This is a genomic window from Dysgonomonadaceae bacterium zrk40 (assembly GCA_016916535.1).
Taxonomy (GTDB): Bacteria; Bacteroidota; Bacteroidia; order Bacteroidales; family Dysgonomonadaceae; genus Proteiniphilum.
This window is the reverse complement of sequence record CP070276.1, coordinates 957,917-981,533: the sequence shown is the minus strand read 5'-3', so window position 1 is coordinate 981,533 and position 23,617 is coordinate 957,917. Positions and strand designations below refer to the sequence as shown.

12 protein-coding genes and 1 tRNA gene are annotated in these 23,617 nt (G+C 54.3%); 5 read left to right on the top strand and 8 right to left on the bottom strand.

The window, feature by feature from the left end; all coding sequences use genetic code 11:
- Window positions 1-24: 24 nt before the first annotated feature.
- From JS578_04265 to JS578_04245, 5 genes are all read right to left on the bottom strand, one after another.
- Window positions 25-2,523, bottom strand: a complete 2,499-nt coding sequence (locus JS578_04265) for a DNA translocase FtsK (protein QRX64467.1) — start codon at window positions 2,521-2,523, stop codon at window positions 25-27.
- Between the two features lie 200 nt (window positions 2,524-2,723).
- Entirely contained in the window at window positions 2,724-2,945 is a 222-nt protein-coding gene (locus tag JS578_04260) for a hypothetical protein (GenBank protein QRX64466.1), read from the bottom strand.
- A gap of 133 nt (window positions 2,946-3,078) precedes the next feature.
- Entirely contained in the window at window positions 3,079-3,579 is a 501-nt protein-coding gene (gene tpx / locus JS578_04255) for a thiol peroxidase (protein QRX64465.1), read from the bottom strand.
- 99 nt (window positions 3,580-3,678) lie between these two features.
- Complete coding sequence (gene uvrA, locus JS578_04250) at window positions 3,679-6,510, bottom strand: excinuclease ABC subunit UvrA (GenBank protein QRX64464.1); 2,832 nt, start codon at window positions 6,508-6,510, stop codon at window positions 3,679-3,681.
- Between the two features lie 33 nt (window positions 6,511-6,543).
- The gene (locus tag JS578_04245) at window positions 6,544-7,524 is read right to left on the bottom strand and encodes a transglycosylase SLT domain-containing protein (protein QRX64913.1); all 981 of its coding nucleotides are present in this window, start codon (window positions 7,522-7,524) and stop codon (window positions 6,544-6,546) included.
- Window positions 7,525-7,674: 150 nt separating this feature from the next.
- Between JS578_04245 and JS578_04240 the strand changes: the two genes are divergently transcribed.
- The 5 genes from JS578_04240 (at window position 7,675) to JS578_04220 (ending at window position 18,473) form a co-directional block, all read left to right on the top strand.
- Window positions 7,675-10,686: a phosphoenolpyruvate synthase gene (locus JS578_04240; protein QRX64463.1), complete on the top strand. Its 3,012-nt coding sequence runs from the start codon at window positions 7,675-7,677 to the stop codon at window positions 10,684-10,686.
- A 194-nt stretch (window positions 10,687-10,880) separates the two neighbouring features.
- On the top strand, window positions 10,881-16,688 hold the full coding sequence (locus tag JS578_04235) for a hypothetical protein (GenBank protein ID QRX64462.1): 5,808 nt from the start codon (window positions 10,881-10,883) through the stop codon (window positions 16,686-16,688).
- 78 nt (window positions 16,689-16,766) lie between these two features.
- On the top strand, window positions 16,767-17,153 hold the full coding sequence (locus JS578_04230) for a DUF1573 domain-containing protein (GenBank protein QRX64461.1): 387 nt from the start codon (window positions 16,767-16,769) through the stop codon (window positions 17,151-17,153).
- Between the two features lie 82 nt (window positions 17,154-17,235).
- Window positions 17,236-18,327: a methylmalonyl Co-A mutase-associated GTPase MeaB gene (meaB, locus tag JS578_04225; protein QRX64460.1), complete on the top strand. Its 1,092-nt coding sequence runs from the start codon at window positions 17,236-17,238 to the stop codon at window positions 18,325-18,327.
- Between the two features lie 74 nt (window positions 18,328-18,401).
- A tRNA-Glu gene (locus tag JS578_04220) sits at window positions 18,402-18,473 on the top strand.
- A gap of 378 nt (window positions 18,474-18,851) precedes the next feature.
- Here JS578_04220 and JS578_04215 read toward each other — a convergent pair.
- The 3 genes from JS578_04215 to JS578_04205 form a co-directional block, all read right to left on the bottom strand.
- Complete coding sequence (locus JS578_04215) at window positions 18,852-19,562, bottom strand: YebC/PmpR family DNA-binding transcriptional regulator (protein QRX64459.1); 711 nt, start codon at window positions 19,560-19,562, stop codon at window positions 18,852-18,854.
- A gap of 104 nt (window positions 19,563-19,666) precedes the next feature.
- Window positions 19,667-22,129, bottom strand: coding sequence for a phenylalanine--tRNA ligase subunit beta (locus JS578_04210; protein QRX64458.1), 2,463 nt, complete (start codon window positions 22,127-22,129; stop codon window positions 19,667-19,669).
- A gap of 150 nt (window positions 22,130-22,279) precedes the next feature.
- Complete coding sequence (locus JS578_04205) at window positions 22,280-23,542, bottom strand: phosphoglycerate kinase (protein QRX64457.1); 1,263 nt, start codon at window positions 23,540-23,542, stop codon at window positions 22,280-22,282.
- Between the last annotated feature and the right edge of the window lie 75 nt (window positions 23,543-23,617).

Sequence of the window (23,617 nt, the reverse complement as noted above, 5' to 3'; positions counted from 1 at the left end):
CGGATCCGATGATGTTGTTTTCTCTCAGTGCAGGGAGGAGAGCAGTTTCTCCAGTGAATATTCGTCTGCGATGAAGACATCCCTCGGTTTACTACCCTGGGTGGCCCCCACGATACCGGCAGCCTCCAGTTGATCCATCAGTCGCCCCGCACGGTTGTACCCAATCGAGAACTTGCGCTGGATCAGCGAGGTGGAGCCCTGTTGGTGCACCACGATCAGACGTGCAGCCTCATCGAAGAGCGGATCTCGGTCGTTCAGGTCCACAGCACCGGGGGCTGCATCAGCCTCCGTCGCCACATCAGGCAGCGCAAAGGCCCTGTCGTAGCCGTTCTGTTTGCCAATGTACTGGGTGATCTCCTCCACTTCAGGGGTGTCTACGAAAGCACACTGAATGCGAATCAGGTTGCTCCCCTGTGAGAAAAGCATGTCACCGCGACCGATCAACTGGTTGGCACCACTCATGTCGAGGATGGTGCGTGAGTCGATCTGAGAAGTTACGCGGAATGCCATACGGGCCGGGAAGTTGGCCTTGATGGTGCCGGTGATGATGTTGGTGGTGGGTCGCTGGGTGGCAATCACCATGTGCATTCCCACGGCACGTGCCTTCTGCGCGATGCGTGCGATGGGCATCTCTATCTCCTTGCCGGCGGTCATGATCAGGTCGCCAAACTCATCAATCACCACCACAATGTAGGGCATGTAGCGATGTCCCTTCTCCGGGTTGAGGCGTCGCTTCACATATTTCTCGTTGTACTCCTTTACGGTGCGCACATGTGCCTTCATCAGCAGCTCATAGCGATCGTCCATCTCCTTGGTGAGCGAATTGAGAGTCTGTGTCACCTTGGTCACGTCAGTGATGATTGCTTTCTCCTCATCCGGGAGCTTGGCCAGGTAATGTTTCTCAATGGTGGAGTAAATGTTGAACTCCACCATTTTTGGGTCTATCAGCACCATCTTCATCTCCGAGGGGTGCTTCTTATAGAGCAGTGAGGTGATGATCGCGTTCAGACCTACCGACTTACCCTGTCCGGTGGCACCCGCTACAAGCAGGTGGGGCATCTTGGTAAGGTCGAAAATGAACACCTCGTTGGTGATGGTCTTGCCCAGTGCCACCGGCAGCTCGTAATCACACTCCTGGAAACGGCGTGAGGAGATTACCGACTGCATCGAAACGATCTGGGGATCCTTGTTAGGCACTTCGATACCGATGGTTCCCTTGCCCGGCATGGGTGCGATGATGCGGATGCCCAGGGCAGAGAGACTCAGCGCGATGTCATCTTCCAGGTTACGGATCTTGGAGATGCGCACGCCTGCCTGTGGTACAATCTCGTAGAGTGTGATGGTGGGACCCACGGTTGCCTTGATGGAGGTGATCTCGATACCATAGTTGCGAAGCGTGTGAATAATCTTCTCCTTGTTGTCGTTCTGCTCTTTCATGTCGACAGCCCTGTCGGAGGTGTTGTAAACCTTCAACAGGTTCATCGTGGGAAATCGGAATGTGGAGAGATCTTTGCGCGGATCATAATCTTCCTGTAATCCGGTATGCAGTTCCTGATCCTGTTCTGGTTCCTGCTCAGCATCGCTTGTTGTAGCAGGTTGTGGAATGTCGTCCTTGGGAACGATCACCTGGAAGCCATCATCAATCGTTTCACCTACATCTGATGGGGAACGCTTAATCTTCTCCTCATTGAAGGTGAGTATCACGGTGGAATCCTCATCGCTCTCGGGGGAACCCTCGTCAGCACTGCTGTTCTTTTTTTCATCTGCATGAGCAGCAAACATTGCTTTCATGCGACTGAAAAGGCGGCTCAACAGACCCGGTTGTTGCTCAATGTATGGATCATCTGAATCATCCTCAATGGGCAACTCTTCTTCCTCCACCCGCCGGAACATTGAGGGTTTGCTGTTGATCAGACTCTGCTGGATGGTTTGTATAGAGCTCTTGCGCAAAATCACGATCAATGAGACGATAAAGAGGATGATCAGCAGCAGGACTCCCGGCCAGCCAATGCTGTTTTCCAGCAGCTGTTCAATCTGGGTTCCGTGTGCACCGCCCCAGTTGACATGGCTGTCAGGAAAGAGCTTTCCAAATATGAATGCACTGGCAATGGAGCCACTGATCAGCCCGAAAGCAGTGATGAAAAGCGCTTTGAAGAAGGTGAAACTGGATACCTTCATGATGCGCAGTCCAATGTAAATCATAAACAGGGGGATCATCACGGAAAAGATGCCAAACCATTCGTTGACAAGCATCTCTGCCAGGAATGCTCCTCCCGCACCGGTCCAATTGTCTACCTCTGAGTTGCCGGAGCGAACAAGTTCAAAGAAGGAGCGGTTCAGTACCTTGCTCTGATCGGCAGCTCCTGTGAAGAAAAAGGAGATGATTGCCAGCAGGAGAAAGATGCCGACGAATGCAATTACTACTCCCGTGAGAAAATGAACCCGTTCATTCTTGAGAAATGCAAAGCGATTGACACCCTTTCTTCTCGATGCAGTTGTTTTCTTCCTCTTTCGTTTAACCATAGTTTTTTCGTTTCAACCTGTTTCTGCTGTTTATCCCTTCTTTTCTGTGATGTTTGGCACAGGTGAAAGCATGATGTGTGAATGAATGTACAAATGTAAAAAAAAGAACGTTAGGTTGAAAGAGTGAAAACCCGATTAAGCAAAAAAGATACACCCTCGGGGGTGTATCTAACGACTTGGGGAGATCGCTGATCAGGATCTCATCTTTTTTTATCCTGTCCCAACAGATAGACGCCACCCACCAGTGCAACAACGCCCAATACCAGTTCAATATATGCCGTTTGTTTTGCATTGTTGTCCTGGGCGGTGATCTCCAGGCCCATCAGATCGACCGACTTCTCGCTTTGGCTCACCCCGGTAATTCCCAGGTAGCCCAGTACGATTGCTGCAACAATTAACAGAATTCCAATTACTTTCTTCATATGATCTTCTTTTTTGGGATTTACATTCTAACAACAGTTACAGGAGATTGTTCTTCAGGCATGCCATAAAAAGCGGGAAGTCCGCGAATCACTTCGCAGACTTCCCTTGTTAACACAATCTTCATGAAACAAACTACACTATCGAGTTGATTGCAGATTGATAATCCGGCTCCTGTGCAATCTCAGGAACCAGTTCCGTATGGATTACCTTTCCTTCGGGGTCGACAACAACCACGGCGCGTGCCATAAGGCCTTTCAGCGGACCGTCAATCATCAGTAGACCATAATCTTTTCCGAACTTTTCGTCACGGAAACAGGAGAGGGTCACCACATTTTCTATTCCTTCGGTGCTGCAGAATCGCCCTGCTGCAAACGGGAGGTCGGCCGATATCCCCAGCACAACCGTGTTGTCCATTGCTGCTGCCTCTTTGTTGAAGCGGCGTACCGATGCGGCGCAGACACCGGTGTCAAGACTCGGGAAGATGTTCAGGACAACATATTTGCCCTTGTAATCCGATAAGCCGACCTCGGAGAGGTCGCCTTTCACCAGCTTGAAGTCAGGAGCCTGATTGCCTTTCAGGGGTAGGTCGCCAATGGTATGCACGGGATTGCCTTTAAATGTGATATTTGCCATATAATATTTTCAATTTAAAATTATTCTGAATTGTATGCTCTCTCTGCAAAATAAACAATAAGTTGTTTCGAATGTTCATTGTCTTGCTCATTTTAACGTTCATCGCACCTGCTTTAACTCATCGCGCAGGTAACGTGCCGTATAGCTCTCACTTTTACATGCAATCTCTTCCGGCGTGCCTGATGCCAGGATCAAACCCCCTTTTTCGCCCCCTTCTGGTCCCAGATCGATGATGTGGTCGGCACATTTGATGATGTCGAGGTTGTGCTCAATGACAATCACGGTGTTTCCCTTCTCTACCAGCTTGTTGAGCACCCCAAGCAGCACGCGGATATCTTCGAAATGAAGGCCGGTGGTGGGCTCATCCAGTACATAAAGGGTGTTGCCTGTGTCTGTGCGGGCCAGCTCGGTGGCCAGCTTTACCCGCTGGCTCTCACCCCCCGAGAGGGTAGTGGATGATTGTCCCAGCTTGATGTAGCCCAGTCCCACCTCCTGCAGCACCTGTATCTTGTGTAGGATGGCAGGCACGTTTTCGAAAAAGTCAACCGCCTCGCTGATGCTCATCTCCAGCACGTCCGCGATCGACTTACCCTTAAATCGCACTTCCAGAGTCTCGCGGTTGTAGCGCTTCCCGTGACACACCTCGCAGGGTACCATCACATCGGGCAGGAAGTTCATTTCGATGGTCTTGTAGCCATTGCCGCTGCAATGTTCGCAGCGTCCTCCCTTCACATTGAAAGAGAAGCGCCCCGGTTTGTAGGCCCTGATCTTCGCTTCCGGCATGCCGGCGAAGAGGTTGCGGATGTCGGAGAAGACACCGGTGTAGGTGGCAGGGTTGGAGCGAGGAGTGCGACCTATGGGCGATTGATCTACACTCACCACCTTGTCCAGGTGTTCGATACCTTTCACCGCCCTGAAGGGCAAAGGGTCTTTCAGTGAACGATAAAACTTCTGACTGAGGATTGGTTGCACTGTCTCGTTGATCAGCGTCGACTTGCCGCTGCCGGAGACACCGGTCACACAGATCAGCACACCAAGGGGAAAGGAGGCAGTCACCTCTTTCAGGTTGTTGCCCGAAGCGCCCTCAATGACCAACCACTTGCCGTTGCCGGTACGTCTTTTTTCCGGCAGGGCCACCTCCAGCTTTCCGTTGAGGTAGTTGGAGGTGAGGGTGTTCTGCTTGAGCATCTCATCGGGATGACCTTCAAATACCACATCTCCGCCATGCTCTCCCGCAAAGGGACCCATGTCGACGATATAGTCAGAAGCCAACATCATATCCTTGTCATGTTCCACCACTACTACTGAGTTGCCCGCATCACGCAGCTTGCGCAGTGAGTCGATAAGACGGTGGTTGTCACGCTGGTGCAACCCGATGCTGGGCTCGTCGAGGATGTACAACACATTCACGAGCTGGGACCCAATCTGGGTGGCCAGCCGTATGCGTTGGCTCTCACCTCCCGAGAGTGAGGCGGAAGCCCGTGAAAGGGAGAGGTAGCCAAGTCCCACATCGAGCAGAAACTGCAGGCGGGTGAGGATCTCTTTTTTGATCTCCTCGGCAATCAGGCGCTGTTTTTCTGTAACCGCCGAATCAGATTCTACAATCCACTCATGAAGGGAGCGGATATCCATCGCTGCCAGTTCGGCAATATTCTTACCATTGATCCGGAAGTTAAGAGCCTCCTTGTTTAGTCGTTGTCCGTTGCACTCGGGACAAGCAGAGGTGGTGATGAACTGACCTGCCCACTTTTGTGCCGTCGCTGAGGCATCCTCCTCCTGCTGCATCTCGATGTATCGGGCCACCCCCTCGTAGGTGACCATGTAGTTGGAGTTGCCCAGCGACTCGTTCTTGATCTTCAACCGCTCATCGGTACCAAACATGATCTCCTCAATCGCCTCCTGCGGGATCTCCTTGATCGCTGTTTTCAGTGTCACTTCATATTTTTCGCAAATGGCAGCAATTTGCCAGAAGAGCAGGTTGCTCTTCTCTTTACCCAAGGGGACAATGCCACCGCCAGCTATGGAGAGCTCTGGATTCGGGATGATTTTATCGAGGTCGATTTGGTCCACGTAGCCGATCCCCTTGCAACGGGGGCAGGCACCCTGTGGTGAGTTGAATGAGAAGTTGTGTGGTGCCGGTTCGTTGTACGACAAACCTGTGGTGGGGCACATCAGGCTGCGGCTGTAATGACGCACTTCGTCTTGTTCCACATCCTGTATCAGTATCAACCCCGATCCTTGCTTCATGGCGGTACGCACGCTTGCCTTGAGCTTGTCGGCGAACTTGTTCGAGACCACCAGCTTGTCGATCAGGATCTCGATGCTGTGGTTCTTGTAGCGGTCCACCCGCATGCCGGGGAGGATCTCACGAATCTCACCATCCACCCGCACATGCAGGTACCCTTTCTTGCGGATCTGTTCAAATAACTCCTTGTAATGTCCCTTGCGGTTGCGCACCACCGGTGCCAGGATGTAAATCTTTTTGCCGATATACTTCTCAAGGATCAGTTCCAGGATTTGTTCGTCGGTATACTTTACCATCTTTTCCCCGGTGAGGTAGGAGTAGGCCTCTCCCGCACGGGCATAGAGCAGTCGGAGGAAGTCGTACACCTCGGTGGTGGTGCCCACCGTGGAGCGGGGGTTCTTGTTGGTGGTTTTTTGCTCGATGGAGATGACAGGACTCAGTCCGGTGATCTTGTCCACGTCAGGCCGCTCCATCTTACCCAGGAAACCGCGGGCATAGGCAGAGAAGGTCTCGATGTAACGACGTTGTCCCTCCGCGAAGATCGTGTCGAAAGCGAGTGACGATTTACCGCTGCCACTCAGTCCGGTGATCACGGTGAGTGCATTGCGCGGGATGGTGACGTCGATGTTCTTGAGATTGTGCACACGGGCGCCATACACCCGTATCTGTTCAGTTTCAGATGCCATAGTTTAATTAAACGGTTGATTGGCCTTAAATGTTTACTTCACCACCCATCCATTCTGGTGTATTGTTCTCTTTTCTCCCTTGCGGTAATAAAGACCCTCTTTCGTGGGAATCAACAGCGTATATCGTTTGCCCGCGGGAACCGTCAGCTTCGTATTTCGCAGCCAAGAGTTGAAATCTTTTAACTGGGCATAGGTAATCTTATGTTCACGGGCAAAAGCTGCCAGGTCAGGGATCGATATGGTGACCTCTACCTGTTTGAATGTCATCGGTTTGTAGAGATGTTCCGGTTTGATGACGAAGCCATACTGCTGCGGATGTTCAAACACCAGCTTGATGGCCAGCATCCTGTAGTAATAGCGGGTTGTTTCTTCTACCAGCCATAGATCGAGTGCCTCGTCGGCACTCTGTGCTGCCAATTCCTTGCTGATACGAGCCTGCCCCCCGTTGTAGGCCATGGCGGCGGCACTCCAGGAACCAAACTTGCGGTAGGCATCGAGCAGGTAACGACTGGCAGCCACCGTTGCCTTCTCCACATGATAGCGCTCATCCACATCACTGGTCACCTCCAGGCCATATTGCTTGCCGGTGCTCTGCAGAAACTGCCACAACCCCGCCGCACGAGCCGGTGAGATCGCTCGCGGATCGAGGCTGCTCTCAATCACCGCGAGATACTTCAGGTCGTCAGGCAACCCTTGTTTCTTCAAGATTGGCTCAATCACCGGGAAGAGCCTGTTGGCACGTTTGAACAACAAAAGGGTGGTGGAGTGGAAGTAGGTGAAGCTGTTGAGCTCACGGTCCAGCCGCTCCCGTTTGTCGTACCGGTCGAAGGTGATCCGTTCACCTGCAAAAGTCATGCTTTCAGGTATCTCCACCGAAGCGGTCATGGAGAGCACCAACGGTCGCTCCGCATCACTTTTTTCCGGGTCGTTCCCTGCTGTGAGTGCCAGCAGCAACGCTCCGCCAATCATGATTGCTGAGAATATTGAAATATAAAGGGTCGTTTTTTTGATCATCATTTTTATCTCTATTCGTAAAACAATTGCCACCGGAATAGGGTGGGTTATTGCCTCTCCTCTCCGAATGGCTAACAAATATACAAAAAAATTCCTAAGTTTGTATCCGCTTACAAGAAATGAAACAGTTGTAATCCATAACAGCAGCCTATGAAACTGAAGACACCCAGATCGGTCGTTAAAGCACACGATATCAGTCAGCTCCGCTTTCGAGACACCCCTTTCGTGAAGTTGATGAACAAGCGGATCTACAACATCCTGATGGTCGCCTCCCGCTACGACATGTTCATGCTGGAAGATGATGGAAGGGTCGATGAACAGATCTTCAACGAATATGTATCCCTCAACCTGCGCTACCCGCCACGCTTCACACAGGTGAACGGCGGCAGGGAAGCGCTCTCAGAGTTGAAGCAAAACCACTACGAACTGGTGATCTGCATGCCCAACATGGACAACAGCGATGCCTTCGACCTGGCGATACAGATCAAGGAACGCTACCCGGGGATGCACGTGGTGCTGCTCACTCCTTTCTCGAAGGCAGTCACCCGCTCGCTCAGCAAGGAAGACCTGAGTGGCATCGACTATGTCTTCAGCTGGCTGGGTGACACTGACCTGCTGCTCGCCATCATCAAGGTGGTGGAGGACCGCATGAATGTGGATCATGACGTGAAAACAGTGGGGGTGCAGACCATCCTCCTGGTGGAGGACTCGGTACGGTTCTACTCCTCGGCATTGCCACTGCTCTATAAATTTGTGCTCTCTGAGTCGAAGGAGTTCTCGAAAGAGGCGCTCAACGACCACCTGCGGATGCTCCGCATGCGCGGTCGTCCCAAGATCCTGCTGGCACGTAATTACGAGGAGGCGGTCTCCTACTACAAGAAGTATGGCGACAACATGCTGGGGGTGATCAGCGATATGAGCTTTCATGTGAAGGGTGAGAAGGAACGGTTGGCCGGTAAACGGTTGGGTGAGTGGATCCGCACCAAAGATACCTATATCCCTATCATTTTCACCTCCTCTGAATCGAATAACAGAGAACAGATTAAAGGAATAAGTGATGTCTTTATCGACAAGAACTCAAAGACCTTCCCCCAGGATCTGCGCCGCTCCATCAAGGAGAATCTCGGCTTCGGCGATTTCATCATCACTGATCCCCATACGAGGGAGGAGATCTTCCGCATCCGCAATCTGAAAGAGCTGCAGATGAATATCCGTAACATCCCCGACGATGCACTCTATTACCATCTCTCCCGAAACCATTTCTCCCGCTTCTTCTACTCCAGGGCCATGTTTCCCGTGGCTGAGATGTTGAAGAAGATCGATGTCTCGGAGTATGCTAGCATGCACGATGCCCGGGAGCTGATCCATGCCACCATCGTGCAGTACCGTCGGATGAAGAACACCGGTGTGGTGGCGGTCTTTGAGAAGGAACGGTTCGACCAGTACTCCAACTTCGCCCGCATCGGCGAGGGATCGCTGGGAGGGAAGGGGAGAGGTCTCGCCTTTATCGGCTACATGGTGAAGACCCACCTGGAGCTGAACAACAACCCCAATTTCCCGGTCACCACCCCCAAGACGGTGGTGCTCTGCACCGACCTGTTCGACGAGTTCATGGAGGCCAACAACCTCTATCCGGTTGCTCTCTCGGAACGCGATGACGAAGACATCCTGAAACATTTCCTGGCAGCCAAGCTGCCCAAACGGCTGGTGAGCGACTTTCTGGTCTTCTTCGATGCCATCGACAGTCCCATTGCCATCCGCTCCTCGAGCTTGCTGGAGGACTCCCAGTATCAGCCCTTTGCCGGCATCTACTCCACCTATATGATTCCCTACGTGGATGATAAGTATGAGATGGTGCGGCTGCTCAGCAATGCCATCAAGGCGGTTTACGCATCGGTCTTCTACCGTGACAGCAAGAGCTACATGGCCGCCACGCACAACCTGATCGACCAGGAGAAGATGGCGATCGTGCTGCAGGAGGTGGTGGGATCACAGTACGGCAGTCAGTTCTATCCTGCCATCTCGGGTGTGGCCCGATCCATCAACTATTACCCCATTGGCGATGAGCGTACCGATGACGGCATCGTCAACATGGCCTTCGGTCTGGGCAAATACATCATGGACGGCAACATGGGACTACGCTTTTCACCATTGCACGCTGCACGCATCCTGCAGCTCAGCTCCCTCGACCTGGCGCTGCGCGATACACAGACACAATACTTTGCACTCGACCTCAATTCGGTGTCGAAGGATTTTACCATCGACGATGGCTTCAACCTGCTGAAGTTACGTCTGAAAGAAGCAGAAAAGGAGGGGCCGTTGCGCTATGTGGCCTCCACCTACGATCCGCAGGACCAAATCATCCGTGACGGCTATTATGAGGGTGGGAGGAAAATCATCTCCTTCGCCAACATCTTGCAGCATGACATGTTCCCGCTGAATGAGATCCTGGAGAAGCTGCTCAAGGCGGGACAGAAGGAGATGGGGCGACCGGTGGAGATCGAGTTCGCGGTGGACATCCGGGACAACCAGCTCGCCTCCTTCTACGTGTTGCAGATTCGTCCCATTGTGGACAGCCGTGAGGTGGTGCACGAGAACCTGGAGAAGATTGACCCTCAAGAGACCATCCTCTACTCGCGCAACGCCCTGGGTAACGGCATCACGAGTGATGTGCAGGACCTGATCTACGTGAAGAGTGAAGCCTTCAACGCTTCCCAAAACCCCCTCATCGCCCGTGAGATCGAGGCGATCAACCGCACCTTCGCAGAGGCCGGCAGGAATTATGTGCTGGTAGGACCAGGACGTTGGGGTTCATCCGACCCCTGGCTGGGCATCCCGGTGAAATGGCCCCACATTTCACAAGCGAGGGTGATCGTGGAGAAGGGGCTGGAGAACTACCGTATCGAGCCGAGCCAGGGCACCCACTTCTTCCAGAACCTCACCTCATTCGGGGTGGGTTACTTCACGGTGAACCCATTCCTGGAGAATGATGGTTTCTTCGATGAGGCATGGCTCAAAAGCATCCCCGCGGTGCAGGAAACAGCTTTCGTGCGGCATGTCCGTTTCGGCAATCCGATCTGCATCAAGATCAACGGCAAAAAACGGATCGGCGTGGTGATGAAGCCGCAGGAGGGCGGAGAACCCTGCGTTAAGGAGGGTTAAAAAGAGGGTTGCGGCGCAACCTTTCCTGTCGCATTGCATCAAAACAAAAGAACAGTTTGCTTGTTTCAATAAAGAAGGTAGGCCTGTTGCTTAGGCTTTATTTACGCTAACCGTAGAATGATATGAGATCCTTTTCCCTGCTAATCATGCTCCTGCTCACTGTTTGCGGGATGTCAGCGCAACAAAACAAAACAATGCACGAAAACGAGTATGCCCGTCGATGGGAGAAGGTGGCTTTCCTGGAGAAAAAGTCACTGCCACAGTCGGCCGCGGAGGAGGTGAACGCGATCCTTCACCTGGCAGTAGATGAACAAAACAGTCCACAGGTGATCAAGGCGTTGATTCACCTTGGGAAATACGACCTGGCGCGTGATGCTGAAAACGACACCCTCGTTTTCAACCGGTTGCAGGGGATGCTTGAGAAGAGCAGTGACGTGGTGGAGAAGGCCGTGTTGCACTCTATGCTGGGTGAGCTTTACATGCATTATTACCAGATCAATCAGTGGCAGAACAGGCAGCGTACGGAGCTGCGAGGCTACATCCCTTCCGATATGAAGGAATGGACCCGCAACATCTTTTACGACAAGGTGGTGGAACATATGGAGGCATCACTGGCCGACCGGAAACAGCTCGAAGCGGCCTCAGTCTCCACCTACTCCGCGGTGGTGGATGAGGGGAAGGACTCCCGCCGGTTTTATCCCACGATGTATGACTTTCTTGCATTAAGGGCCATAGAGCAGTACGGGCAGCTGGAGAGCGACGAGGATATGAGTCGCACACTGGCGCGCAGGGAGCTTACACCTGCATCTCTCTTTGCACCTGCAGATGCGTACATCCATCTCCCCATCAATCCCAGGGAGGGAGAGTACAACCTGATGGTCCATGAAACCCGGCGCAAGCTGATGGCCTCCCTGATGGAGAGAGGACTTCACCAATCACTGCTCCTCGAGGAGTTGAATAATCTGGAATTGCTTTCAGGGTTGATGCACGAGACATACCGCTCGCATGCCCTCCCGACGCTGGAAGCGTTGCTACGTAAGTGGCAGGGTGACCCCTTCAGTGTGGAGATCATCGATCGGATTGCAGCAGTGCATCAGGAGGAGATTTATCGAACACCCGGGGAGCGTGATTCCCTTCGCAATGAAAGAACGAAAGAACTCTACCACTTCCTGCAACAGGCCATTGGAGATCATCCCGGCTATGAGAGAATCGCCCTGCTGGAAAACAGGTTGAGAAACCTTACAACCCCTCAATTCTCTCTCTCCGGCAACAACACTTTTCCCACTGATGGGGTGAAGAAGATAATGGTCACTTACAAAAATCTGCGTTCACTCAACGCCAGGCTCTATCGCATCGACTCTCCTGTCGATTTACAGATGCACCAGTCAGGGGTGCGGCAAACCCTTCAAAACAGGAGGTCATTTGTAAAGGAGATCCCGGTGAATCTGCCTGAGATCCCTCCCTATCTCGAGGGTGAGACCGCAATGGAAGTGACACTTACGGAGCCGGGCAGCTACATGCTCACGTTCGACTCACATCCTGAGACGAACGACAGTGAACAACCCTCCTACTTTTTTACCCTGTCCGATCTGGCGGTGTTCAGCCGCGTGGCAGGTGAAAATCTCCATCACTTCTTCGTGGTGGAACGGGTGACCGGCAAACCGTTGGCCGATGCAGAGATTGTGCTCTACAAACAAACCGGCAACTGGCGCAACTCACGCTTCACGGAAGCAGCGAGGGTTGCCACCAACAGGGAAGGGTTGGCTGTTTACCGGATCGAGGATGACGGAAACAACCTCTTCTATCACGCCGTCAGGGGGACTGATAACGGGTCGCAGCTGACACGGCTGAACAACTACCGCTATTTCACCTCCGCAATCTATGAGGAACCGCGTGAGCAGACCGACCTCTTCACCGACCGGTCGCTCTACCGTCCGGGACAGACGGTTCATTACAAGGCGGTGATGACCCGCCGGGCAGATTCGAAAAGGTCACTAGCCACTGGCAGCAAGACAATTGTTTCGCTTCACGATGCCAATGGTGAGAAGATCGCTTCACAGGAGGGTGTGACCAACGAGTTTGGCTCAACGACCGGTGCGTTTGTGTTGCCGCAGGGAGTTCTTCCCGGATTCTTCTCTCTCCGCACCGAATCGGGTACTGTTTCTTTCAGGGTGGAGGAGTACAAGCGTCCTACCTTCGAAGTGACATTCGATCCCGTGGAGGGAAGCTATCGCTTTGGTGAGGAGGTGACCCTCAGTGGTAAGGCTGTTGCCTACTCGGGTGTCGCACTACAGAATGCTTCTGTTGCCTACCGCATCACGCGGCAACAGAGCTGGTGGCGCTTCTGGGGCGGGGCACCGGAACAGTTCGCGGAAGGGGTGGTGACCAGCGATGATCAGGGTGGCTTTGAGATCCCCTTCACCCCCGAAAAGAGTGACACGCAACAGGGCAGGCGGTCAGCCTTCACCTTCGTCGTTGAGGCAACCGTCACCGACCTGAACGGTGAGACACAGGTAGGCACATACGCTCTCTCCGTGGGGGATGTCTCGATGATGTTGCAGCTGGAGATGCCGGAGCGGTGGGAGAAAGAGGGCGCTGACCCGATCCTCATCACGGCGAAAAACCTTGGCGGCAGTGATGTCAAGGCAACGGGAAGCTATCAGGTCTATGCCGTTGAAGAGAATGATTCCACCGGCAAGCGGGTTGCCATGGGGGACTTTGAGACAGGCCCGCAGCCGGAGCTGAAAAAACGACTTGCCCGTCTTCGCTCCGGCAAGTACAGGGTGAAGTTGTTTTCAAAAGATGACAGAGGCAATCCGGTAGAGGCGGAGAAAGATCTGCTCCTTTTTTCGTTTGCCGACAAACGGCCTCCCCTGAAGACGAACGACTGGTTTGTCGTCCGCAACAACACCTTTGCACCGGGTAAGCCTGCCGAAATACTGATTGGAGCGACCGGCAAGGTTCATCTACTCTACGAGCTATGGAATGAGGAGACGTTACTGGAACGCCAGTGGCTCATATTGGATAACGAGAACAGACGTTTCAGCTTCCCTTATAAGGAGGAGTACGGTGAAGGTGTCACGCTGATGCTCACCCATGTGAAGGAACAACAGTTTACCACCCACCACACCGACCTGCTTCGCAAAGAGGAGAACAGAGAGCTGAAGGTGAAGCTGGATATCTTCCGCGACAGGATCCGTCCCGGTGCCAATGAGGAGTGGCGGGTCACGGTGACTGATGAGAAGGGAAACCCTGCCGCCGCAGAGTTGCTCGCCTCGATGTATGACTTCTCACTCGACCAGATTTACCCATCACAGTCATGGAACTTTCCGACGGCGTCCTTGCTGCGCTACCGATCGGCTGCACGCTTCTCAAGCGACAACTCGTTCAACACGGTCTATGCCGGCGGCTACATCCCTGTTTCCAGGAAAGAGGTGCCCGGGTTCAGTTTCGACAGTTTCAACTGGCAGGGCTTTTCATTTCACAATCAAATCTCAATCCGGGGAATAACAATGGCCTTTAGTTTGGATGAGAAGGTGATAGGATATGGCACTACCAAAAAGCAGATGGCGACTGAAAACGATATGGCAGCCGGCGCCGTGGAGGAGGTGATGACTGTTGGTGACGGTGCTGCAGCACCCCCGCCCCCGGCACCTGAGGTGGAATCAGTTCCGCAGGTGCGGCGCAATTTCAGCGAGACCGCCTTCTTCTATCCGCAGCTGCGCACCAACGAGAAGGGGGAGACACAGATCGCTTTCACCGTGCCGGAGAGCAACACCCGCTGGCGTTTCCGCCTGCTGGCACACGACAAGCAAATAAGAAGCGGTGAGGCTGAAGCATTCACCGTCTCACAAAAAGAGCTGATGGTGACACCCAACATGCCGCGTTTCCTCAGGGAGGGCGATCATGCCACCATCAGCAGCAAGATTTCCAACCTCTCCGACAGCCTGCTGAAGGGTGAGGTAACGATGCAGCTCTTCAATCCCCTTACCGAAGAATTGATCGCTGAAATCAGGATCGACGATGCTGTAATGCCCTTCACCCTGGCTGCCGGCGCATCAACCGAGGTTGCCTGGAGCTTTGCTCTCCCCACAGGGATCGATCTCCTCGGGGTGCGCATCGTGGCGGAAAGCGAGCTCTTCAGCGATGGTGAGCAGCATGCACTGGCGGTGTTGCCCAACCGGATGCTGGTGACCGAAAGCCTGCGCATGGACCTGAACGGCAGTGAAACGAAGCAGTTCACCATGGACCGACTGCTGGAAAGCAGCTCCCCCACGGCGGAGGAGTACCGGCTCACGCTGGAGTTTGCCTCCTCACCCGCCTGGTACGCCGTGCAGGCCCTGCCGGTGATGAGCGACCCCGCGAGCGACAATGCGGTGGCCTGGTTTGCCGCCTACTACAGCACTTCACTGGGTGCCTACATCGGTAAAAGTTACCCCCGGGTGACCGCCATGGTAGATGCCTGGCAAAAAGAGGGGGGCAGCGGTACGTCGTTGCAGTCGCAGCTCTCCAAAAACGAAGAACTGAAAAACCTCCTGCTGGAGGAGACTCCCTGGGTGCTCGAGGCACACGATGAATCGGAACAGCGGCAGCGGCTCTCGCTGTTGTTCGACCTGAATCGGAGCCGTGACCAGCTCGGTCGCTCGCTGCGGCGTCTGCAGGAGCTGCAAACCGGGGAAGGTGGCTGGAGCTGGTTCAAGGGATTCCGTCCCTCTGTCGGGATCACCCATTACATCCTTTACGGCTTGAATCGCCTGCAGGAGATGGGAGCTTTGCAGTCCGGCGATGAGACGCTTTCCATGCAGTCGCAGGCTGTCGCCTTTGCCGATGCGGAGGCCTTGAGGCGCTTCGAAGCATTGAAACGTACCAACAAGGATTGGAAGAAAATAAAAATGATATCGCTCACCGATCTGGAGTATCTCTACGTGAGATCGGCATACAGAGACCATCCCCTGGACAAGGAGCTGAAAGAGATGAGCGACTTCTACCGCTCTCTGCTGCAGCAGCACTGGACCTCTTATGGACTCTACGAGCGATCCCTTATCGCGGTGCTGATGCATCGCAATCAGCAGAAGGAGCTGTTGCAGGCGATCCTGCGCTCCTACCGTGAGCATGCCACCCAATCCGACGAGCTGGGGATGTACTGGGCCAACAATCGTGCACAGGTGTTCATGTCACAATCGGCCATCTCGGTGCACACCTTCATCATGGATGCCTTCCGGTTGGGGGGTGCCTCCACCGGTGAGATGGACCGGATGAAACGGTGGCTGCTCAAACAGAAGCAGACACAGCAGTGGGAGTCGACGCATGCCACCACCGATGCTGTCTACACGCTGCTGAGCAGTGGCAGCGACTGGTTTGCAGCCACGGGAGAGACCAACGTCACCCTGGGTGAAATGGTGGTTGAACCGACCGAAAGGGCAGCTGGAACGGGTTACTTCAAGGAGAGCTGGAGCCGCTCGGAGATCACTCCCGCAATGGGACGTGTCACCGTGGAGCACAACGGCAGCGGTCCCGCCTGGGGTGCCCTCTACCGCCAATATTTCGAGGAGATGGACAAGGTGGTGAAAAGCGATGGCTCGCTCGATATCGAAAAGGAGCTCTTTCTTGAGCTTACCGATGAGAGCGGCAGGGTGCTGGTGCCGCTGACGGAAGAACGACCCCTGCAGGTGGGCGACAAGGTGGTGGTGCGGCTTACTCTCCGCAACGACCGCGACCTTGAGTTCGTACAACTCAAGGATATGCGTGCCGCCAGCTTCGAGCCGGTCACACAGCTCTCCGGCATGGCCTGGCAAAACGGAGTGCCCTATTACCGTGTGACGAAGGATGCTTCCACCTCCTTCTTTTTCGATCAGTTGCCGCGCGGCACCCGTCTGTTCGAGTATGCCGTTTATGTAACCCGTGCCGGCAGCTATTCCAACGGCATCGCCACCGTGCAATCGCTCTATGCGCCGGAGTTCATCTCACATACCGCCGGTATGCGAATTATTGTTAAAGAATAAACGCTGCACGGGCAAAATTGTTACATTTGCAGACGAGTGAATGATTGAAACGAACGAAAACGATTAACAGAAACTGATATGAAACGAGCAACTCTTTTGATTTTTACCGTGATGCTCTGCAGCCTGATGGCCTTCTCACAGGAGAAGCCGGGGATGGAGTTTGAGAAAACGGAACACAACTTCGGAACCATCAAGGAGGAGATGGGCGCGGTCACCACCCAGTTTGAATTTACCAATACCGGCACAACACCGCTGATCATCAGACGTGTTTCTGCCTCCTGTGGTTGCACCACTCCGGGTTTTACCCGAGAACCGATCCTGCCTGGCAAGAAAGGGATTATCTCCGCCAAATATTCCACGGTAGCCCGTCCCGGCACCTTCAACAAAAGCATCACCGTCTACACCAATGTTCCCGATACAGTTTATGTGTTGCGGATCAAGGGGAACGTGCTCCCGAAGAAATAGATTCAACAGGAATTGATAATACTGGCCGGATGGAGTATCTTTGCAGGTGCTTCATTCGGTTTTTTTAATTTGAACAGCTAAAATGGAACATCCCGAAAACGACCCAAAATACAACGGCCTGAAAGTGAACAAAGGCATCCTGCAACCACCCAGCGTGAACCCCTATCTGAAAAGACGCAACAGGCAAACATTGCGACCCGTGGAGGAGTATGTGAAAGGAATTTTCTCGGGCGACAGGGTGCTCCTCAGTCAGGCGGTGACCCTGGTGGAGAGCTCGCTGCCGGAGCACCAGGAGACGGCTCAGGCCATCATCGAACAGTGCCTCCCCCATTCGGGCAACTCCATCAGGGTGGGGATCACCGGAGTGCCGGGAGCGGGAAAGAGCACTTCCATCGATGCGTTCGGCATGCACCTGCTTGAGCAGGGGCACAAGCTGGCGGTGCTGGCCATCGACCCCTCCAGCGAGCGCTCCAAGGGGAGCATCCTGGGGGACAAGACACGGATGGAGAAGCTCTCCATGGCGGAGAACGCTTTCATCCGCCCTTCACCTTCGGCCGGCTCGCTGGGCGGCGTGGCACGCAAGACCCGCGAGATCATCGTGCTCTGTGAAGCAGCGGGGTTCGATTACCTCTTCGTGGAGACAGTGGGGGTGGGGCAGTCGGAGACAGCGGTCCACTCGATGGTCGACTTCTTCCTGCTGATCCAGCTGGCCGGCACCGGCGATGAGCTGCAGGGCATCAAGCGGGGCATCATGGAGATGGCCGACGGCATCGTGATCAACAAGGCGGACGGCGACAACATCGACAAGGCGAACATGGCACGGCGTCAGCTGCGCAACGCCCTGCATCTCTATCCCCTGCCTGAATCAGGCTGGTCGCCCGAGGTGCTCACCTATTCAGGCTATTATAAGATCGGGATTGCTGAGGTGTGGGAGATGATCCACCGCTATATCACCTTTGTGAGGGAGAATGGATACTTCGACCGCAAGCGCAAGGAGCAGGCGAAGTACTGGATGTTTGAGAGCATCAACGAGCAGCTGCGCAATGGCTTCTACCGTGATCCTGCAATCGCGCAGCTGCTGACACGTCTCGAAGGTGAGGTGCTGCAGGACCGCAAGAGCTCTTTCACGGCCGCGCGGGAGGCGCTGGATGCCTACTATCGTATTCACCGGTAAAAAAGAGAAAAAAATAATCCCGGAAAGAAACACTGTTTTATTTTTTTCCATAACTTTGCACCATCATTCCAAAGGGCGCATTCTTCTAACGGTTAGGAAAATTGTTTCTCAGGCAATGAATAGCGGTTCGATTCCGCTATGCGCTACGACTTTAACAGGCTTCTGCAATACTTCAGTATTGGGAAGCCTTTTTTTTTACCGATTGTGGGGTGAAAATCAGCGACGCAAGTGGCGCATGTTATTTTCAATGTAGTTTCAGCCAAAGCGAAGGTATTTGGATATGCTGCGAGGGTGATCGGTCGTAAAAAACTGTGAACTGGGTCTGAACTGACTCTTTACTCCTTCGAATATATTAGAACGAGATTAGAACCATATTAGAACCATATTAGAACGAGATTAGAACCTATACCGGAGAGGGTGAGGATAAAATCGCCAAAAGGGCGATAAAAAAGCGAGGGATGCAACACCCCTCGCTTTCTCAATATTTAGACCCGTTTCACTTTTAAGGAAACGGCTCGTGCTGTTTACGCCATGTTGTGGAACACGTTCTGCACATCTTCGTCCTCTTCGAACTTGTCGAGCAGCTTCTCGATCTGGGTGCGCTGCTCCTCGTCCAGCTCCTTGGTGTCGTGCGGGATCCGTTCGAACTCGGCAGAGTGGATCTCATAGCCGTTCTCCTCGAGGTAGGACTGGATGTCGGAATAGGATTTGAATTCGCCGTAGAGCAGGATCTCTCCTTCCTCCACCTCCAGCTCGTCCACGCCATAGTCGATCAGCTCCAGCTCAAGATCCTCGATGGAGACACCCTCTTTCTCGGCAATCTTGAAGACGCACTTGTGGTCGAAGAGGAACTCGAGGCTGCCCGAGGTGCCGAGCGAGCCGCCATGCTTGTTGAAGTAGCTGCGCACGTTGGCCACGGTGCGGGTGGGGTTGTCGGTGGCGGTCTCCACCACGATGGCGATGCCGAAAGGTCCGTATCCTTCGTAGACCATCTCCTTATAGTCGGAGACATCCTTGTCGGTAGCCTTCTTGATGGCCCGTTCCACGTTATCCTTCGGCATGTTCTCCTTCTTGGCCTGCTGCATCAGCACGCGCAGGCGCGGGTTGGTGTCTGGTTCCGGTCCCCCCTCGCGTACGGCGATGGTGATCTGTTTCCCCAGTTTGGTGAAGACGCGGGCCATGTTGCCCCAGCGTTTCATCTTGGTTGCTTTCCTGTATTCAAATGCTCTTCCCATATTGTTTTGAATCTGATCCCCGGTCTTTGTGCAAGGCGCAACGGATTGGTTGTATGTTTATATTGATTGTTATCGGCACATTTTCACATCCACGAAGCGACAGATCAACGGAGCTGTGCCCCCAGCTCCTGTTCCAGGTTCTGCCGGATGCGGTTCATCACGCCGTCGATCTGTTTGTCGTTCAGTGTCTTTGTTTCATCCTGCAGCAGGAAGTTGACCGCGTAGGATTTCTTGCCCTCCGGCAGGTTCTTCCCCTCGTATACATCGAAGAGGGCCACCTGCTTCAGCAGCTTCTTCTCGGTAGTTCGGGCCACCTGCTCGATCTGCGTGAAGGAGACACCCTGGTCGATCAGCAGTGCCAGGTCCCTGCTCACGGCAGGGAAGCGGGAGATCTCGGTGAAGCTCACGCTCTTTTTATCACTCTCCTGCATCAGCTTGTCCCAGCTCATCTCTGCATAGAAGACCTCGGTGTCGATGTCGAACTGCTTGCACAGCTGCGGGTTGACGATGCCGAAGCTGCCGATCAGCTCCTTGCGGGTGCTCAGTCTCATGGCCGTGGAATAGATGTCGTTCTGCAGCATCTCGTAGCGGATGCCGTTGCCGTTGATGCCCAGCCTCCTGAGGATGTTCTCCAGGTGGGCTTTCAACTCGTAGACGCTGGTCTGCTCCTCCGCGGCGGCCCAGTTCTTGCGGGTGCGCTTGCCGCAGAGCCAGAGCCCAATCATCGTCTCCTCGGAGTAGGGCGCCAGGATTTGCTCCTGTTGTTGTTTCTCCCCGTCGTAGTGATAGCAGTTACCGAACTCATAGAGGCGGAGATCGTTGTTTTTGCGGTTGCGGTTGTAGGCGATGCTCTCCAGTCCCCCGAACAGCAGTGTCTGCCGCATCACGCTCAGGTCGCCGCTCAGCGGGTTGACCAGTGATACGCAGTGTGGGGCGGGGTAGGAGGTGAGCGGTTCGTAATAGCTCTTTTTCGTGAGCGAGTTGTTGAGGATCTCGCTGAAGCCGGCGGCGGTGAGCTGCTCGGAGATCAGCGTCTGCAGCTTGTGCTTACGGTCGGTAGGGGTCTGGTAGGAGAGGTTCCCCTTGAGTGAGTGACTAAACTCCACGTTGTTGTATCCGTAGATGCGGAGGATATCCTCGATCACATCCACGTCGCGGGTCACATCCACACGGTAGGTGGGGATGCGGAGGGTCAGCTCTTCACTGTTCTCCCGTTCGATATCGATCTCCAGGCTGCGGAGGATGTTTTTCACCGTCTCCGCGGGGATCTCCTTCCCGATGAGGGAATTGACTTTTTTGTAGGCGAGGCTCACGGTGGCTTTTTCCACCGGTGTGGGGTAGATGTCCCGTATCTCGCCTTCGATGGTGCCGCCTGCCAGCTCCTTCACGAGCAGTGCAGCCCGTTTGAGCACGTAGAGCGTGTTGTTGGGGTCGGCACCCCGTTCGAAGCGGAAGGAGGAGTCGGTGTTAAGGCCGTGCCGCCGTGCGGTCTTCCGTACCCGGGTGGGGTTGAAGTAGGCCGACTCGAGGAAGATGTCGCGGGTCTCCATGGTGACGCCCGAATGGAGTCCCCCGAAGACACCGGCAATGCACATCCCCTCATCGCTGTTGCAGATCATCAGGTCACGGTCGCTCAGCTCCCGCTCCTGTTCGTCGAGTGTTATGAATTTTGTCTTTTCGGGTTGGGTACGCACCACCACCTCGTTGCCGCTGATGTATGCCGCGTCGAAGGCATGGAGGGGATGTCCCGTCTCATGCAACACATAATTGGTGATGTCCACGATGTTGTTGATGGGGCGCAGGCCAATCACCTGCAACCGGTTCTTCAGCCAGTCGGGGCTCTCCTGAACGGTGACGCCGCGAATGGTGAGACCGGAGTAGCGGGGGCAGGCTTCCAGGTCCTCTACGATTACCTCGATGCCGCCATCGCTCTTGTCTACGGTAAACGCGTCGACCGAGGGTTTCTGCAGCTTGCAGGGGATGCCAGCCTGTGTGAGTGCTGCTGCCAGGTCGCGCGCCACCCCATAGTGGGAAGCCGCATCCACCCGGTTGGGGGTGATGTCCACCTCCAGCACCCAGTCGCTCTTCACATTGTAGTACTCTTTGGCAGGGGTCCCTACCTCCGCATCGGAGGGAAGAACGATGATGCCGTCGTGCGAGGTGCCGATGCCGATCTCATCCTCGGCGCAGATCATCCCGAGGGATTCTTCGCCGCGAATCTTGGATCGCTTGATGGTGATCTCCTCCTCACCGAACCAGAGCCTGGTGCCCACGGTAGCCACCACCACCTTCTGTCCGGCAGCCACGTTGGGCGCGCCGCAGACAATTTTCAGCGGTTCCCCGCCGTTGCCGGTGTTTACGGTGGTGAGGTGCAGATGGTCGGAGTTGGGATGCTCGGTGCAGGTGAGCACCTCACCAATCACCAGTCCCTCCAGACCGCCACGGATGGTTTGGATCTCCTCCACGCTGCCTGTTTCCAGTCCGATGGAGGTGAGCATGTCGGCCGTCTGTTGCGGCGTCATCTCAAATTGCAGATATTCCCTGAGCCAGTTGTACGAAATGTTCATTGTTGAATGATTGAGTCAAATTGAGCCCAAAATTACAAAAAAATGATGAGATAACATAAAGGGAGGGGTGCAAAACAAAAACCGTACGAACAAGTTGCTCGTACGGTCTATTGATTTAGCGGGACTGCAGGGGGCGGTCCCTTTTGCTGTTTAGTATCCGCGGATCGCCTTGATGCCGGGAAGCACCTTACCCTCGATCATCTCCAGCAGGGCACCCCCGCCGGTGGATACGTAGGATACCTGATCGGCATGGCCGAACTTGTTGACGCAGGCAACAGAGTCGCCGCCGCCAACGAGTGAGAAGGCACCTTTCTGGGTTGCTTCCACGATGGCGTCGGAGACGGCACGTGATCCCTTGTCGAAGTTATCGAACTCGAACACACCCACCGGTCCGTTCCAGAGGATGGTTTTTGAGTTCTTGATCACCTCGGTGAACAGTTTCTCAGCGTCCGGACCGATGTCGAGACCTTCCCAGCCGTCGGGGATCTCCTTCACCGACGCGAAGCCGGTGTTGGCATCGTTGCTGAAGCTGTCAGCGATCTTGGCGTCGGCGGCCAGCACCAGGTTCACACCCTTTGCTTTTGCCATCTCCACCAGCTCACGGGCCAGGTCCAGCTTGTCGTTCTCCACGATGGAGTCGCCAATCTTGCCGTCGAAAGCCTTCGCGAAGGTGTAGGTCATGCCTCCTGCCAGGATCAGGTTGTCTACCTTGTCGAGCAGGTTGCGGATGATCTCGATCTTGGAGGATACTTTAGAACCACCCATGATGGCGGTGAAGGGACGTTCTGTCTCCTTCATCACCTTCTCTACGGCGGTGATCTCATTTTGCAGGAGGTAGCCGAACAGCTTGTGATCTGCATCGAAATGATCGGCGATCAGGGCTGTGGAGGCGTGGGCACGGTGTGCGGTGCCGAAGGCATCGTTGACATAGACATCGGCATAGGAGGCCAGCTTTTTGGTGAACTCCTTCTGTGATTTCTTCACTGCCTTCTTCGCGGTAGCTGTCTCCTCCTCGGTGGCATCCTCAGCCAGCCCGCGGGGTTTGCCCTCCTCCTCTGCATAAAAGCGGAGGTTCTCCAGCAGCAGGGCCTCGCCCGGACGCAGTGCGGCCGCCTTGGCCTCGGTCTCAGCACCGATGCAGTCGTCGGCAAACTGTACATCTACACCCAACAGCTCCGAAACATGGGGCAGGATGTGGCGCAGGGAGAACTTGTCGGTCGCCCCTTTCGGCCGGCCAAGGTGTGAACCGATGATCACGCTGCCGCCATCCCTGAGGATCTTTTTCAGCGTGGGAACGGCCGCCCGGATGCGGGTGTCGTCAGTGATGTGGAAGTTCTCGTCGAGTGGTACGTTGAAATCCACGCGAACGAATGCCTTTTTACCGGCAAAATTGAATGAGTCCATTGTTTGCATAGTTCTCTGTTTATGTTGTTGATGTGAGAAATCTCTTTCCGTTTGAATAACCTGACTGCAAAGATAACTAATTTT

What these genes read in the sequence shown, in the direction of transcription:
- JS578_04230 (QRX64461.1), top strand. Translation starts at nt 16,767, where the DNA reads ATGAAACGAGCAACTCTTTTGATTTTTACCGTGATGCTCTGCAGCCTG.
- JS578_04210 (QRX64458.1), bottom strand. Translation starts at nt 22,129, where the DNA reads ATGAACATTTCGTACAACTGGCTCAGGGAATATCTGCAATTTGAGATG.
- JS578_04205 (QRX64457.1), bottom strand. Translation starts at nt 23,542, where the DNA reads ATGCAAACAATGGACTCATTCAATTTTGCCGGTAAAAAGGCATTCGTT.
- uvrA (QRX64464.1), bottom strand. Translation starts at nt 6,510, where the DNA reads ATGGCATCTGAAACTGAACAGATACGGGTGTATGGCGCCCGTGTGCAC.
- meaB (QRX64460.1), top strand. Translation starts at nt 17,236, where the DNA reads ATGGAACATCCCGAAAACGACCCAAAATACAACGGCCTGAAAGTGAAC.
- JS578_04265 (QRX64467.1), bottom strand. Translation starts at nt 2,523, where the DNA reads ATGGTTAAACGAAAGAGGAAGAAAACAACTGCATCGAGAAGAAAGGGT.
- tpx (QRX64465.1), bottom strand. Translation starts at nt 3,579, where the DNA reads ATGGCAAATATCACATTTAAAGGCAATCCCGTGCATACCATTGGCGAC.
- JS578_04240 (QRX64463.1), top strand. Translation starts at nt 7,675, where the DNA reads ATGAAACTGAAGACACCCAGATCGGTCGTTAAAGCACACGATATCAGT.
- JS578_04260 (QRX64466.1), bottom strand. Translation starts at nt 2,945, where the DNA reads ATGAAGAAAGTAATTGGAATTCTGTTAATTGTTGCAGCAATCGTACTG.
- JS578_04215 (QRX64459.1), bottom strand. Translation starts at nt 19,562, where the DNA reads ATGGGAAGAGCATTTGAATACAGGAAAGCAACCAAGATGAAACGCTGG.
- JS578_04235 (QRX64462.1), top strand. Translation starts at nt 10,881, where the DNA reads ATGCACGAAAACGAGTATGCCCGTCGATGGGAGAAGGTGGCTTTCCTG.
- JS578_04245 (QRX64913.1), bottom strand. Translation starts at nt 7,524, where the DNA reads ATGATCAAAAAAACGACCCTTTATATTTCAATATTCTCAGCAATCATG.